Origin of the sequence: Halobacillus litoralis, assembly GCF_004101865.1 — a bacterium.
In the GTDB taxonomy this organism is placed as follows: domain Bacteria; phylum Bacillota; class Bacilli; order Bacillales; family Halobacillaceae; genus Halobacillus; species Halobacillus litoralis_A.
In genome coordinates, this window is the sequence record NZ_CP026118.1 from 1,305,713 (window position 1) to 1,319,358 (window position 13,646).

The window sequence follows — 13,646 nt, forward strand, 5'->3', positions numbered from 1 at the left end:
TTACCTGTACTTAATAAAAGTGATTTTCATTATCAATTACGCGAAGGAGTTGAGAATAAATATGGATAACTCAAGTACTTCACCCAGAGAAGAATGGTTCAAATTACCAGGTTTTCTTCTTACTTACAAACAAAACACTGAGTTAATAGCTGCTCTGATTAGTGGAGTTTTGATTTTGCTTGCGTGGATAGGTGAGAATTATGGGCCGCCTTCTGTTTTTGTCCCCCTTTACCTCTCCGCTTTCATTATTGGAGGGTTCGCAAAAGCTAAAGAAGGTATAGAAGAAACGATTAAAGACAAGTCACTCAATGTAGAAATGCTTATGATTCTTGCCGCCATCGGTTCAGCGTCCATCGGTTACTGGACGGAAGGTTCTATTTTGATTTTCATCTTTGCTCTAAGCGGTGCTTTAGAAACTTATACAATGAATAAAAGTCACAAAGAAATTTCTGGTCTGATGAGTTTACAGCCTGAAGAAGCGTTTCGCATTGTAAATGGGAGTTACGAATGGACCCCGGTAAACCATTTAGTAGTCGGTGATTGCATCCTCATTAAACCAGGGGAGCGAGTCCCTGTGGATGGAATCATTGAGAAGGGAACCTCTTCCATTGATGAGAGCACCATTACTGGTGAATCCATTCCCGTAACAAAAGAAAAGCAGGGGAACGTTTTTGCAGGTACGATGAATATTGATGGAAGTCTCATTGTAACTGTCACAAAAGATGCTTCTGACACCCTTTTCCAAAAGATTATTACTTTGGTTCAGAACGCACAAAGTAAAAAATCTCCTTCTCAGCTTTTCATCGAACGTTTTGAAAGTACTTACGTAAAAGTTGTGTTGTTTATCGTCGGAAGCATGCTCATTCTTCCCCACTTTGTATTTGGATGGAGCTGGATGGAGACGATTTACCGGGCCATGATCCTTCTTGTAGTCGCCTCCCCTTGTGCACTCGTCGCCTCAATCATGCCGGCTACATTATCTGCCATTACAAATGGGGCACGGCAAGGAATCCTTTTTAAAGGTGGTGTTCACCTCGAGCATTTGTCTCACCTGGAAGCAATCGCGTTTGATAAGACAGGGACATTAACCAAAGGTCAGCCGAAATTGACGGATTATATGACAAGTGAAAATGTCTCCCCCGACTTCGTATTATCAATCGTAGCTTCGATTGAACAACAGTCGAATCATCCTTTAGCTCAGGCAATTGTCCAATATGCCAAACAAAAAGAGATCGAGACCGTGGAAGTCACTAATGTAAAAAACAGCAGTGGGAACGGTGTGACAGGAACTTATCTAAATGAACAATGGAAAATCGGAAAAGCAGACTTTGTAGGAAAAGAAGCGGCCGATTCATTTCAAAATGGACAGTTTGAACAATTAGCCTCTGAAGGGAAAACGATTATATTCGTGAAACAAAATGACGATGTGGTTGGTCTTTTCGCGTTGAAAGATACGGTAAGAGAAGAAACGAAACAAGCAATTAAGTCACTCAAGAGCCAGGGGATTTATACCATCATGTTGACAGGCGATACTACCTCAACAGCAAAAGCCATAGCTGAAGAAGCTGAGTTAGACCAATATATTAGTGAATGTATGCCTGATCAAAAACTAAAGGAAATAAAACTGTTGCAAAAACATTTTTCCCATGTAGGAATGGTGGGAGACGGGATTAACGACGCTCCTGCACTCGCTGAATCTGATATTGGTATCGCAATGGGGGAAGGAACAGATGTCGCCCTGGAAACGGCTGATGTCGTTTTGATGAAGAACGATCTTCCCAGAATAGCCAATGCCCTTTCCCTCTCGAAACGAATGAATCGCATAATTAAACAAAACATTATTTTTTCCATTATTGTGATCATGCTTTTAATCGTCAGTAACTTTCTGCAGATTCTCGACCTTCCTTTAGGAGTCATCGGACATGAAGGAAGTACGATACTGGTCATTTTAAATGGGTTGCGTTTATTAAAAGGATAATCGTGTAATAAAGGTTTTTAATCCAATAATCAGTATTCTTTTTGAATTTCTATAAACAAAGTGCTGTTCCCAATCCATAAAAAATAAAGTTGGGACACAACGATTACTGCCACTGGAAAAGACGAACAATAGGATAGAATCGATCAAATGGAGCGTAGGCAACATACGTAGCCTCCTGCGGGAAGAGCACGAGGCGAAGCCCCCGGAAGGAAGCGATCTTTGCTTGCTGAGGAAGCTGAGGCAGTGTCCGCTGAAAGCGAAGTATGTTGCCAGAGTGGCGTATACATTTATTGCTTCAAAAAGAAAACCCGAACGTTTTTTTCGTTCGGGTTTTCTAGTGGGAAAATTCTTTTATCCCAGACTCTTTTTTTATTTATCCCCATGTTTTTTTAGTACGGCGATGATGAATCATTGCATTGATTTCTCCTCCCAGGATAATGACAACCCCAGATAGATAAAACCAAATCATCAACACAATCACACCACCTAAACTTCCATACGTAGCTGAAAAATTACCCAAACTGCTCACATAAAAAGAGAACATCAACGAAACCAACTGCCACCCGAAAGTTGCAAATACTGCACCGGCCACAGTATCTTTGTATTTCAAGCGTTTGTTTGGAGCTGTCACATATAGAAACGATAAGACAATATAAAAAATAATCGACGAAATTACCCAGCGTATAGCGTTCCATAAGGATATGAAACTTTCCGAAAGCCCAAAAAAGGAGAACAAATGGACGCCGATTGTATGGCCAAGAACAGGTAACAAAAAGGCAATCCCTATCACCAGAACCATTGCAACTGTCAAAATGATTGCAATAAAACGATTAATAAGGAAAGGGCGATTCTCTTCCACATTATGCGCACGGTTAAATGCACGCATAATGGCATTCACCCCATTAGAAGCAGCCCATAAAGTCCCGATGAGACCTATGGACAATAAGCTGCCATTTTCACTGCGTAATAATGAGGAAACATTTTCTGTAATCATATCGAATGTATCCGGAGGAGCATACGTACTAACGAAAGCCAATACCCTTTCTTCATCGATATGTAAATAGCCAAGCAGTGTCAGCAGGAATATCATAAACGGAAACAAAGATAGTAAAAAAAAGTAGGCAAGTTGAGCTGCCATCCCTCCTACATCATCTTCACCAAAACGGGAGAACAGCTCTTTGCCGAAATTCATGATGGACTTCACGATATTCCTTCACCTCTTGATATCAAGAAGCCTCTTTTGGATCATCGACAGCTTCTAGCTGCTGCTTCACTTCTTGATTGATTTCTCCTACCTTATTAAGCATACTCTCAGCCTTCTGTAATAATTCAAGAAGATCTTCAACTCCTTTATTAAGTTGAGTGGAAAAAGAGTCGTAGCATACCCTTAAGCTGTGAATCGCTTCTGATGGATGTTTGACATAACCTTGGCATGTCGCTCCTGCGTTCCTGGACTTCTCCCCTACATAACGCCGCGTATCTTGATCAATGAGCGCAATGGCTCCTCCGATTGCTGCCCCTAATAAAACACCCTTCCACAAATTTTGCTGTCCCATAAACATCCTCCTTCATAGATTGTGATCTTGTATAATTTTTTCTAGTAATCGCTGACAACCCTCTTCCACCAATTCGAACACATAATCAAAGTTTCCAGTGAAATACGGATCGGGTACTTCCACTTCTTTTGTGTATGGTACGTAGTCCATCAATTTGCCGACCACTACATCATTCTTTTCCCGTATGCCTTTCAAGTCTTGGATATTTTTATCATCCATAGCTATCAGGTAATTGAAGTCATCCCAATCCGCTTCTTTCACTTGTCTTGCGGAAATTCCTTCATAAGAAATCCCTTTTGCCTCAAGCACTTTCCGGGTCCCTTCATGAGGATAAGACCCTGTATGCCAATGGCCGATTCCCGCAGAGTCTGCCGAAATTCGATCATCAAGTTGAGATTGTTTAACTAAATCCTTGAAAATTGCCTCCGCCATTGGAGAACGGCAAATATTTCCTAGACAAACAAATAAAACACGTATCATGCTTCTGCCTCCACTTATAGTATTTCTAACTCTTTAATTTCTATGAAAACTATAAAAATCCTGCTGAACCAGCTAGTTCATAGTGAATATCTTCCCAATTCATGTCGAAATCAACCGTATTTTTAATGTTTGTACGAAATAACCTTGACATTTGTTTGAAATTTTCGGAATATTTTATACATGGACGATTTTAAAAACATAATACTAAAAAGGGGGATGACGATCATGCACGATTTTCTCAGTTATTTAAGCGGGATTGTCTGGGGACCTGTCTTACTTATACTGTTAGTAGGTACAGGAGTGTATTTAACACTTAGACTTGGATTTCTTCAATTTAAGACATTGCCTTATGCACTTAAGCTTGCTTTTAAACCAGGAAAAGAGAAGAAGAAAGAAGAAAAAGGAGACATTTCACACTACCAGGCACTCACCACTGCTCTTGCCGCTACCATTGGAACAGGTAATATAGCCGGGGTAGCAACCGCAGTAGTTTTAGGTGGGCCTGGAGCCGTTTTCTGGATGTGGATCACTGCAGTTTTCGGTATGGCTACTAAATACGCTGAAGCTGTTCTTGCAGTGAAATACCGTATTCAAGGCAAAAATGGTGAAATGTCGGGTGGACCGATGTATTATCTATCACGAGGTCTGAAGACAAGATGGCTGGGGCAGCCACTGGGTATGCTCTTTGCAATCTTCGGTGCTGTAGCTGCTTTCGGAATCGGGAACATGGTTCAATCGAATTCTGTCTCAGACGTCATGGAAGGAACCTTCAATGTCCCGGCTTGGGTGACAGGCATTATCTTGACAGCACTAGCTGGTCTTGTTTTGTTAGGCGGTATTAAGAGCATTGGAAGAGTGACTGCTTTCTTTGTACCAATCATGGCTATTTTTTATGTGATAGGTGCTCTTATTATTCTTATACTTAACTACAATATGGTTCTACCCGCATTTGGAACGATTTTCAATGATGCCTTTACTGCAAGCGCTCTCGGAGGCGGTTTATTGGGTACAGTAATCCGGTACGGCGTCGCTCGAGGAGTCTTCTCCAATGAAGCTGGTTTGGGGTCAGCGCCAATTGCTGCAGCGGCAGCTAGGACGGATTATGCCGGTCGTCAAGCATTGGTATCTATGACGCAAGTTTTCATTGATACGATTATCGTTTGTACAATGACTGGACTGACCATTGTTATGGCTGGACAATATAAAGGTGGATTGGATGGAGCGGATCTTACATCCACTTCCTTTCAAATTTTCTTAGGTGATATCGGTTCGTATATTGTAACCATCGGTTTGGTTTTCTTCGCTTTCTCTACTATCGTCGGGTGGTCTTACTATGGAGAGAAGTGTTTCGGTTACATAACGAAACAGCGAGGTATCGGGATTTACAAAATCGTTTTCGTTGCATTCATTCTGATCGGAGCCATTGCACAGCTTGATACAGTATGGGTTTTCGCTGATGTTATGAACGGTCTCATGGCCTTCCCTAACTTGATTGGACTATTACTCTTATCAGGCGTAGTGGCTTCTGAAACCAATAAATTTTTAAAAGTAGCCAAAAAAGAACGACAACAGGAAAAAGAACAGCGACAGACAGGGTGAATTTCAAATGGATGTGAATTGTGCTTCTCGATGAGTAACGCACAATGCCCGTGAAACTCAATATGGAATAAAACCCACGGGGCTGGATATAGCCTACCGTGGGTTTTTCTCATTCATCTCAAAAACGTTCACTCTTTGAAGCAACTGTCGATAATTATGTAAATGGGAAGCGCATAAGTTATTCACTGCTCCCCATACTTTCTCCAATTGACTGGTGCTGGTTTCTAGATTTTCTAATAAAACCTTCCAGTCTTTAAAATGTAACAGGGTGTTTGTATCCATTTCCAGTGTTAGACTCCTCGCTTTGAATCATATTAACAATATTATGAAGGACTGAAGACCCGAATGAAAATCTACATAATACAGTTCATCAGGTTATTGGCTTTATGCATTCTTCCCCTTCATTTTTAGCTGAACTTACATACTCGCTCACTTCATATCCCTCTAAATCCTGCGTGGATAGCTGCTGAATAAATCCACTTGCTTCATCAGGGGACCATTTCACCGGTTCAATCCAATGATCTTGACTCTGTTCAGTTAAAATGACCGGCATGCGATCATGGATCGGCTGCATAAAGTCATTTGCTTCCTGAGTCAATATCGTACATGTAAAGAGATCTTCACCCTCTTTTTCCCACCGGTCCCAAAGGCCTGCAAATGCGAATAACGATTTACCTTTCGGAGATATCCGTACGGGTTGTTTGCCGCTTTTGGTTTTTTTCCACTCATAAAAACTATCAGCAATGACTAAGCATCTCTTTCTTGACATTAATGTTTTAAAGCTTGGCTTCTCATGGGCTGTTTCACTTCGAGCATTAATCATTTTATAACCGATTTTCGGATCGTCGGCCCACCGCGGTACGAGCCCCCATTTCATATAACCCGCTCTTTTTTGCTGCCCGTCATGAATGACAGACAAAACCTTCTGACCTGGTGCAATGTTATATCTTGGCTCATAACCTTTGATCGGCTGTCCTATTCCGAATTCTCTCAATATCTCTGCTTCTTCTGCAAGCAATGTATAACGTCCACACATTTATTACCCCTCCTTAATCTTTACTATATTATCCATTCCCTCTATATTCTGCTTTACCCTGCAAAAAGCCTATAAACCTGGACTCGCTTCTGAATAATAAGGCTTTATAAAGAGAAATAACGCTTCCGTCACTCTTTTTCTTCAAATAAAAAACACAGTTTCAACTGTGCTTTGAAAACGTACCTAATCAATGATGTATTAGTCAGAAACCGAAACGACGGTGAATTTTATTTTCATACTGACGATAGGCTCCTGACTCACTTATTTTTCTCTTTTCCATCATCATATCGTATCTCAGCTTCTTTTCTTTGAGTTCTTTTTTGTAGTACATCGATAAATGTGGATCTTTCACCTCGTGAAGGAGTTCTTCCAATTCTAGGATTTCTTTTTTAACCACCATTTCTTCTGGTAGCATATTAGCGTTCTTTAAGATCCGGTAACTGTTCCGAAGTTCTTGAGGAAGATAGGCAAACTCATCTTTAGGCAGGGGACCCCCTTTTCCAGGTAAGTCATCGAACTCTCCCCGTTGTATTGACTTTTTGATTTTTTCCTCGATTAGATGGCCGTACTCCATAAATACCGCTCCTTATTTATGTTTATTTTCATACACCACCGGCAATAAACCCATCTTTATAAAAGCTTTAATAATGCTTGCTTCAGGCTTTCGGATAGAGGATCTACAGAGGTTATCTCTTTGATTTTCCGTTTATTATTGCGATCGTGATAGCGCACCTCGTTGACATCTTCAACAGTCACTCCGTCCGGATGTTGTTCAATTAATGTCATATAGGCACCAGGGGGTACATTTCCTTCTCTCAAAACGCGTAAATAAAATCCAGTGTAGCCCTTTTCTGTCACTCTTGCCGGAAAGTCGTCGATTCCATGCGTCCTTGCAATGATATAGCATGGTTTCCTTGGTTCTGAAACTTGCAGCACAGCATCTCCCAGTGAATAAATATCTCCAATCCTTACGTTCTCCTCTTTGATCCCTTCCACTGTGATATTCTCTCCAAAAGAAGGAAAAGAGAAACTTTTGCCATAATGCTCTTCCCAATGGCGATAATGTTGGGCAGGATACAAACAAACCGCCTTATCCTTTCCCCCATGATGCTTTTTATCGGCCTGCTCATCACCCTCGAAGTTCAAGTGTGTCAAGTAAGTGGTATCACCGACTGGAGTTTTCCTATAAGCACTTTGCAGCTCACCTTTATCTGTTTCGTACGTTTCTGGACGTCCAACATTCAAAGATAATAGTTTATACTTCACTTAACGTCCCCTCTCTCCATTTTTTCACCCATGAAGGAAGATAGTCATAGGTCCATGCATCCATCGGATAATCTACGAATACCTCTTCACCGTTTTCATAAAGAGCCTGAACCAATTCATTGATTGCACCAAAGTAAAAAGTGTAAAGGAACTCATAACTGAACGGTTCAGCCGGCATATGGTTTTCTGCACAAACTTGAGGATCACTGTAGTTCAAATACGTCCGACAAGGAATAGGACGCACCTCATAAACCATACAAAGCTGAGTCTCAGGATCAAGCATGGGGCAGGGTAAATTCAGTTTTTTATATTCCAATTTAGTTTCTGGCGCTTCATGGTCCATCGCAAAAGCTTTCGTCAATTTTTCCTCTTGCTGAACGTAATACTGCTCCCAGTGATTAAAAATAGCCGTTTTCCGTTCATCCGAAAACTTTTCAATGGATTGGAACATCATTTTCGCTTCCATCTTAGTCATGACAATAGGAAAATAACAACAAAAAGCACATCCCATAAAACAATTCGGCTTCATAGAACTGAAATCCTCCATACGCTCAATTTCATGGTCGACTTCTGCCAATAATTTTTCGAACCCTTGCAGGATAACCGTCTCAGTGTCCATTTCACTATCTAAAAGATCATCAACGATACCATCAAAGAATTGCTCGTCAATTTCGTAGGATTGATTGATTTTTTCACATCTATTCAATATTTCTTTATGTTTTAAAAAATTCATAAGGAAAAACTCCTCCATCTATCATTATTTATATTATACATGGGTCACAAGCCTTAAGACCACCTTAATACATCCCCACGAATTTCCTCTTGTTTAACCCCCATAAAACTCCTATCATATGAGAAGATATATAAGAGAATTTGTCATCTTTGGAGGTACGCCTAAATGTTATCTAATGCAGAAATCGGTATCGATCTTGGTACTGCAAATATATTAATCTATTCAAAATCTAAGGGAATCCTTTTGAACGAACCATCCGTTGTAGCTTATAACACAGAAACTAAAAGTGTAGTGGCTGTAGGAAAAGAAGCAAAAGAAATGGTCGGAAAGACTCCTCGTAATATCATCCCTGTCCGCCCGTTACGTGATGGAGTCATCGCAGATTATGACATGACTGCCCAAATGTTAAAAGAATTGTTGAAGAAGGTCTCCAAAAAATCCGGAATTTCTATGCGCAAACCGACCGTTGTGATTTGCACTCCTTCAGGTTCTACTTCAGTCGAACGCCGCGCCATTCACAATGCTGTGAAAAGTTATGGTGCTAAAGATGTCCACTTGATTGAAGAACCGATCGCCGCGGCTATAGGAGCTGACCTACCTGTTGATGAACCGATCGCCAACGTTGTCGTCGATGTCGGAGGAGGTACAAGTGAGGTTGCTATTATTTCCTTCGGCGGTGTTGTATCCTGTAAATCCATCCGTACTGGTGGTGATGTGATGGATGAAGAAATCATTCAATATGTCCGAAAAGCGTACAACGTATTGATTGGTGAGCGTACAGCCGAACTCATTAAAATGGAAATCGGGTATGCCTTGATCGAGCACCCTGAAGCCACTATGGAAGTTCGTGGTCGTGATATGGTGACAGGACTCCCGAAAACCATCGAATTGAAATCAACAGAGGTTCAAGGAGCTCTTAAAGAATCATTAGAACAATTACTTGAAACTATCCGGGCGACTCTTGAGGAATGCCCACCGGAATTAAGTGGAGACATTGTCGACCATGGTGTTATTTTAACCGGAGGTGGCGCTCTCTTGAATGGCATGCAGGATTGGTTAGCTAATGAAATTTCCGTGCCCGTCCACATGGCGCCGAGCCCATTAGAATCCGTTGCCATCGGTACAGGACGGTCATTGAAAATGATTCAAAAACTGCAAAAAGCAAGTAAGTAAGAAATCCAAACCGGGAGGCTCGCAAAACAGTTGATGTATGCGAGTACCCTTCAACCATTAACCTGACCCCTTTATGAGTATCTTTCATGAAGGGGTTTTTCATTTTTTTTTTCAAGTCTTTTCACTATTTTAAAGGGTTTGTGTTTCTTTCTGTCGAATTGAAGCATGTAACGTAGATAATGTACAACACTTACTGATAAAATGTTTCACCACATCTCTTAGAGTGAAATACATTCAAGAGAGACTGGAAATAAGGAGTCGTTTCATATGAAATTTTCTACAATCTTAAAATGGTTGACTGGAGGCTGTGAAGCTTTCTTAGCCATTCCTTTAGCTGGAGGATTATTTATATTCAGCAGCGGATGGTCCGCTCTGTTGTTTATGTTCGTCTTCCACCTCATAACATTGGTGGTATCTGTAAAAGATAAGCGCACATACGTTGGGAGTGTGCTTGGTATGATTACGAGCGCCATTGGAGCGATTCCCGTTGTGGGTTGGATCATGCACACAATTACGGCAATCATCCTCCTCATTGATGCTGGGCGCTCCACAAGAGTGGAAAAAAAAGCATAAGAAGCACGAACATCTATCGCATCATCAAGTATCAGGGGAGGGAAAAGATGTATACAATCATTTGCATATTCAGAGTTAATCAAAGGAATTTAGAAGAATTCATAAAAGTGACATCAAAATCCGGCGAGGTTTTGATGTCACATGGCGCTGTAGATCATAACATTCTCTATTCGAAAGAGCTGACTGGAAAACAGGGGTCCATGGGCATCTTGAATTTGATTGAAATGGAAGAAAGTGAAGAGTTATTACTTGGTCAATCTGTCTTCAATGATGAATCCCACTATTACAAAGTTATGAAGTCTGTAGGTTCCGATGATATCATCCATTACTTAGATGGGAGTATCAAAGAGCTGGTAGAAATGAATCGCGTTGTTACTTCAAGCTTTACTACCGAACGTACGCCACAGCCGAGTTGATCAATCTTTTTTGGAGGTGCATCGAATGAAAATCGTAGTATTAGGAGCAGGGGCATTAGGGGCTTATTTTGGGTCCCGCTGGGAAGAAGCCGGCCATGAAGTCATTAACCTGGTCCGTGAAGGACGAGCGAAGCAAATCGAAAAGAACGGTCTAACCCTACATAGTGAGATGGGCGACTACAAAGTGTCTGAACCTAAAATAGCCCAAAGTCCTGAGGAAATTGACAATCCTGATCTCGTTTTCCTTGCTGTTAAAGGCTACCATCTTCCCGGAACACTGGAATGGCTTAAGACACTAGTCAAGAAAGGGGCAAAAGTTTACCCTGTATTGAACGGAATGGAGCACATCAATATCTTGCAACAAGAGCTTGGTGAAGAAGCTGTGCTCGGCGGTCTTTCCTATATTATTGCTACATTGGATGATGTAGGACATGTCCTCCATACAAGTTCTTTCCACGACCTTGTTTTCGGCCCTCTCCACCCTTCCCAACAAGCGATTTGCGAAGAACTCGCACTTGCTTGTAATCAAGCGAACCTAAATGGAACGCTCAGCCCGAACATTTTAGAAGATATGTGGAAAAAGTACATGTTCATCACAGCCTTTTCCGGAATTACGACAGCTGTTAATCAAACGATCGGTGAAGTCAGGAGTTATCCGCAAACATTCCGAATTGCAGAACGTATGCTTGAAGAGATGAAGGACTTAGCAAACGCTCATAAAATTGATCTGACAGATGAACACGTACAAAATGCCTTCGAAAAACTCCGTGGATTAGATGATGGGATGACGTCTTCCATGCATCAGGATCGTACCAAGGGGATGCCTCTTGAAGTCGAGCACCTTCATGGAGGAGCATTGAGACTAGGCAGTGAAGTAGACCTCTCTATGCCGTACATCGAAACAATATTCGGGATTATCAAACCTTTTGAAGCTTACGAACATTAAGAAGGTGCTTCCATTTTGGAAGCACCTTCTTAATTATTTATTCATCAGCGTAATCATCCACATTCGGGCGCTTGCCAAACTTCAGTTCACGGATCGACAAGCCAAAATCCATTTGTAAGTGAGGATAGTCTTTAAAGTTCTCCCAATCCCCGCCCCAATCAAACCCTAACTCTTTTGCAACATCTACAATTTCCATCCAATCGGAACGGCCATTTCCATTATCGTCACGTCCTGTATCCCATACGACCTCCCCATCATCTGTCTTAAGGGCAAAATCAATTGCCAGCCCGTAATTATGATAAGACTCTCCGCCTTTCGCATGAGTGACAATACTCCCCTCTTTGGAACGTCCTTGTTCATAAAGGTTATTTTGCCTTTCCTTTGTCCGATGGCCTTCAGTGATGATAATATCGATTCCTTGTTCTTGAGCTCTCGCTACCAACTCGTCTTTTTTCTGTGCTACTTCAGGGTGCAAACGGCTCGGAAGAGGTACTTCTTCTTTATAAAAAAGGCCTTGAGGCATTTCCTGTTTCATTTGAGGCAGCAAAAATAAAAATAAAACAAGGATAATACCGAAACAAAAAAACAAAGCCATTAGACTGTTTAGGATTCTCACAAAGACAACCCTTTCTTGAAGTGATTAATTTGAGAATATCACAGCTCGTCCCATATCTAAATAATTTAATTCATTCAATACGCTTATTTAATGTTTTCGAGATAATTTCATCGACTGATCGTGCGTTAATTCAGGGTATAAATTGTTTACTTTCACTAAGACACTATTAAATTGAATTAAATAAAGCCACGCCACTTCAAGATTCAGGCTACTTTGTTTACAGTTGGATTGAGACGCCGTGCCCTTTACTAGTTCGAATGATATAATAAGGTGAATTCGACAAATTCAGAGGAAGGAGAAAAATCATGAAATTATTAAATAGAAAACCCGGGAGAACATTCTATGAAATAATCATGATTTTTCTCGCCGCCTTATCTGTAGCTACCATTTGGCAGCAGACAGGATACAATAGTGTCATCGTCTGGACAACGTGGAGCATTTTTTTCTTGGACTTTCTTTACCGTCTTTTCAAAAGTGAGAGCAAATGGGGATTCATTAAAAAGCATCCATTCATCGTGATCGCAGCCATCCCCCTTGATGCGATCTTCCAGTTTGCAAGGTTTGCTCGCATCCTTCATCTGCTAAGATTGAAATCCATCACCAAATATTACACCATGCCTTTTATCCGTTTTCTAAAAAGACAACACCTTACTATGGTAACTGGTGTGACGTTCATTCTCATATTCTTATTGATTATCCCGTTGAATCTCATTGAAAACGAACTGGATTCATATAGTGATGCTTGGTGGAGTGCTGTACTTTCTCTCACCTTTTTCGGACGTTCAGGGTTTGAGCCTGAAACCTTCATGGGCCATATAATCATCGTCATTTTTACAATTTTAGGGGTTATTATTCATGGTTTGATCATCAGCACAGTCTTTGACTATCTTATCCATTCTTCATTAGTTAAATCCTTTAAAAACAGATTCATAGATAATAAGTAATCATCCGTCCGTATCCATATGGCGGATGATTATATTTATATTTACTTCATTTACCACTCCCTACGTTTAAATTCATAGAAAAAAAGGAAATGTACTCAAGAAACTTTATTCGTTGGAGGTGAAAGAGTTGGCTGATAAAAAACGAAACAAAGTAGCGGAAAATGACCAAAGCTTCCAAGAAAAATTGAAGAAAGAACAATTGACAGATGAAATTCCAGATGAAGATGTTAAAAAAGAAGAGCGCGAACAAAAAAAAGGAAGGAAATCAAAGAACGATTCCTCTTCTGAAGAAAAATATAACGAAGATTTAAGACCTTAATTGTGAGGTGG

Annotated in this window: 16 protein-coding genes; 8 read left to right on the top strand and 8 right to left on the bottom strand. The window is 40.8% G+C overall.

Annotated elements, in window-relative coordinates; all coding sequences use genetic code 11:
* Positions 1-61: 61 nt before the first annotated feature.
* The gene (locus HLI_RS06635; protein ID WP_128524111.1) at positions 62-1,978 is read left to right on the top strand and encodes a heavy metal translocating P-type ATPase; all 1,917 of its coding nucleotides are present in this window, start codon (positions 62-64) and stop codon (positions 1,976-1,978) included.
* Positions 1,979-2,351: 373 nt separating this feature from the next.
* On the opposite strand, the gene HLI_RS06640 is transcribed toward HLI_RS06635, so the two are convergent.
* Genes HLI_RS06640 through HLI_RS06650 form a run of 3 tightly spaced genes read right to left on the bottom strand, consistent with a single transcriptional unit; the run spans position 2,352 to position 4,014 of the window.
* Entirely contained in the window at positions 2,352-3,182 is an 831-nt protein-coding gene (locus tag HLI_RS06640; RefSeq protein WP_128524113.1) for a YihY/virulence factor BrkB family protein, read from the bottom strand.
* Between the two features lie 22 nt (positions 3,183-3,204).
* Positions 3,205-3,534 carry a YtxH domain-containing protein gene (locus tag HLI_RS06645; protein ID WP_128524115.1) on the bottom strand — a complete coding sequence of 110 codons (330 nt, stop codon included), beginning with the start codon at positions 3,532-3,534 and terminating at the stop codon, positions 3,205-3,207.
* Between the two features lie 12 nt (positions 3,535-3,546).
* Positions 3,547-4,014, bottom strand: coding sequence for a low molecular weight protein-tyrosine-phosphatase (locus HLI_RS06650; RefSeq protein ID WP_128524117.1), 468 nt, complete (start codon positions 4,012-4,014; stop codon positions 3,547-3,549).
* Between the two features lie 225 nt (positions 4,015-4,239).
* Between HLI_RS06650 and HLI_RS06655 the strand changes: the two genes are divergently transcribed.
* On the top strand, positions 4,240-5,613 hold the full coding sequence (locus HLI_RS06655) for an alanine/glycine:cation symporter family protein (RefSeq protein ID WP_128524118.1): 1,374 nt from the start codon (positions 4,240-4,242) through the stop codon (positions 5,611-5,613).
* A 370-nt stretch (positions 5,614-5,983) separates the two neighbouring features.
* Here HLI_RS06655 and HLI_RS06660 read toward each other — a convergent pair whose 3' ends face one another.
* The 4 genes from HLI_RS06660 to HLI_RS06675 form a co-directional block, all read right to left on the bottom strand.
* Positions 5,984-6,649 carry an SOS response-associated peptidase gene (locus HLI_RS06660; RefSeq protein ID WP_128524120.1) on the bottom strand — a complete coding sequence of 222 codons (666 nt, stop codon included), beginning with the start codon at positions 6,647-6,649 and terminating at the stop codon, positions 5,984-5,986.
* 202 nt (positions 6,650-6,851) lie between these two features.
* On the bottom strand, positions 6,852-7,223 hold the full coding sequence (locus HLI_RS06665; RefSeq protein WP_128524122.1) for a DnaJ family domain-containing protein: 372 nt from the start codon (positions 7,221-7,223) through the stop codon (positions 6,852-6,854).
* 56 nt (positions 7,224-7,279) lie between these two features.
* Positions 7,280-7,915: an MOSC domain-containing protein gene (locus tag HLI_RS06670; protein ID WP_128524124.1), complete on the bottom strand. Its 636-nt coding sequence runs from the start codon at positions 7,913-7,915 to the stop codon at positions 7,280-7,282.
* Positions 7,905-8,648 (bottom strand): YkgJ family cysteine cluster protein, encoded by a 744-nt coding sequence (locus HLI_RS06675; protein ID WP_128524126.1) that lies wholly within the window; start codon positions 8,646-8,648, stop codon positions 7,905-7,907. The genes HLI_RS06670 and HLI_RS06675 overlap by 11 nt, the downstream gene beginning before the upstream one ends.
* Before the next feature lie 165 nt (positions 8,649-8,813).
* Here HLI_RS06675 and mreBH point away from each other — a divergent pair, with 165 nt between their 5' ends.
* From mreBH to HLI_RS06695, 4 genes are all read left to right on the top strand, one after another.
* Complete coding sequence (gene mreBH / locus HLI_RS06680) at positions 8,814-9,821, top strand: rod-share determining protein MreBH (protein ID WP_128524128.1); 1,008 nt, start codon at positions 8,814-8,816, stop codon at positions 9,819-9,821.
* Positions 9,822-10,088: 267 nt separating this feature from the next.
* Positions 10,089-10,394: a hypothetical protein gene (locus tag HLI_RS06685; protein ID WP_128524130.1), complete on the top strand. Its 306-nt coding sequence runs from the start codon at positions 10,089-10,091 to the stop codon at positions 10,392-10,394.
* A gap of 47 nt (positions 10,395-10,441) precedes the next feature.
* Positions 10,442-10,810 (top strand): DUF1428 family protein, encoded by a 369-nt coding sequence (locus HLI_RS06690; RefSeq protein ID WP_128524131.1) that lies wholly within the window; start codon positions 10,442-10,444, stop codon positions 10,808-10,810.
* Positions 10,811-10,835: 25 nt separating this feature from the next.
* Positions 10,836-11,756 (top strand): ketopantoate reductase family protein, encoded by a 921-nt coding sequence (locus HLI_RS06695; protein ID WP_128524133.1) that lies wholly within the window; start codon positions 10,836-10,838, stop codon positions 11,754-11,756.
* A 37-nt stretch (positions 11,757-11,793) separates the two neighbouring features.
* Here HLI_RS06695 and HLI_RS06700 read toward each other — a convergent pair whose 3' ends face one another.
* Positions 11,794-12,291 (bottom strand): M15 family metallopeptidase, encoded by a 498-nt coding sequence (locus HLI_RS06700; RefSeq protein ID WP_241655990.1) that lies wholly within the window; start codon positions 12,289-12,291, stop codon positions 11,794-11,796.
* A 386-nt stretch (positions 12,292-12,677) separates the two neighbouring features.
* On the opposite strand from HLI_RS06700, the gene HLI_RS06705 reads away from it, so the two are divergent.
* Positions 12,678-13,316: a hypothetical protein gene (locus HLI_RS06705; protein WP_128524135.1), complete on the top strand. Its 639-nt coding sequence runs from the start codon at positions 12,678-12,680 to the stop codon at positions 13,314-13,316.
* 127 nt (positions 13,317-13,443) lie between these two features.
* Positions 13,444-13,635, top strand: a complete 192-nt coding sequence (locus HLI_RS06710) for a hypothetical protein (protein WP_128524137.1) — start codon at positions 13,444-13,446, stop codon at positions 13,633-13,635.
* Positions 13,636-13,646 lie beyond the last annotated feature (11 nt).

Coding starts and splice junctions, on each gene's coding strand:
- HLI_RS06635 (WP_128524111.1), top strand. CDS start 62: ATGGATAACTCAAGTACTTCACCCAGAGAAGAATGGTTCAAATTACCA.
- HLI_RS06645 (WP_128524115.1), bottom strand. CDS start 3,534: ATGGGACAGCAAAATTTGTGGAAGGGTGTTTTATTAGGGGCAGCAATC.
- HLI_RS06650 (WP_128524117.1), bottom strand. CDS start 4,014: ATGATACGTGTTTTATTTGTTTGTCTAGGAAATATTTGCCGTTCTCCA.
- HLI_RS06655 (WP_128524118.1), top strand. CDS start 4,240: ATGCACGATTTTCTCAGTTATTTAAGCGGGATTGTCTGGGGACCTGTC.
- HLI_RS06660 (WP_128524120.1), bottom strand. CDS start 6,649: ATGTGTGGACGTTATACATTGCTTGCAGAAGAAGCAGAGATATTGAGA.
- HLI_RS06665 (WP_128524122.1), bottom strand. CDS start 7,223: ATGGAGTACGGCCATCTAATCGAGGAAAAAATCAAAAAGTCAATACAA.
- HLI_RS06675 (WP_128524126.1), bottom strand. CDS start 8,648: ATGAATTTTTTAAAACATAAAGAAATATTGAATAGATGTGAAAAAATC.
- mreBH (WP_128524128.1), top strand. CDS start 8,814: ATGTTATCTAATGCAGAAATCGGTATCGATCTTGGTACTGCAAATATA.
- HLI_RS06685 (WP_128524130.1), top strand. CDS start 10,089: ATGAAATTTTCTACAATCTTAAAATGGTTGACTGGAGGCTGTGAAGCT.
- HLI_RS06690 (WP_128524131.1), top strand. CDS start 10,442: ATGTATACAATCATTTGCATATTCAGAGTTAATCAAAGGAATTTAGAA.
- HLI_RS06695 (WP_128524133.1), top strand. CDS start 10,836: ATGAAAATCGTAGTATTAGGAGCAGGGGCATTAGGGGCTTATTTTGGG.
- HLI_RS06700 (WP_241655990.1), bottom strand. CDS start 12,291: ATGAAACAGGAAATGCCTCAAGGCCTTTTTTATAAAGAAGAAGTACCT.
- HLI_RS06705 (WP_128524135.1), top strand. CDS start 12,678: ATGAAATTATTAAATAGAAAACCCGGGAGAACATTCTATGAAATAATC.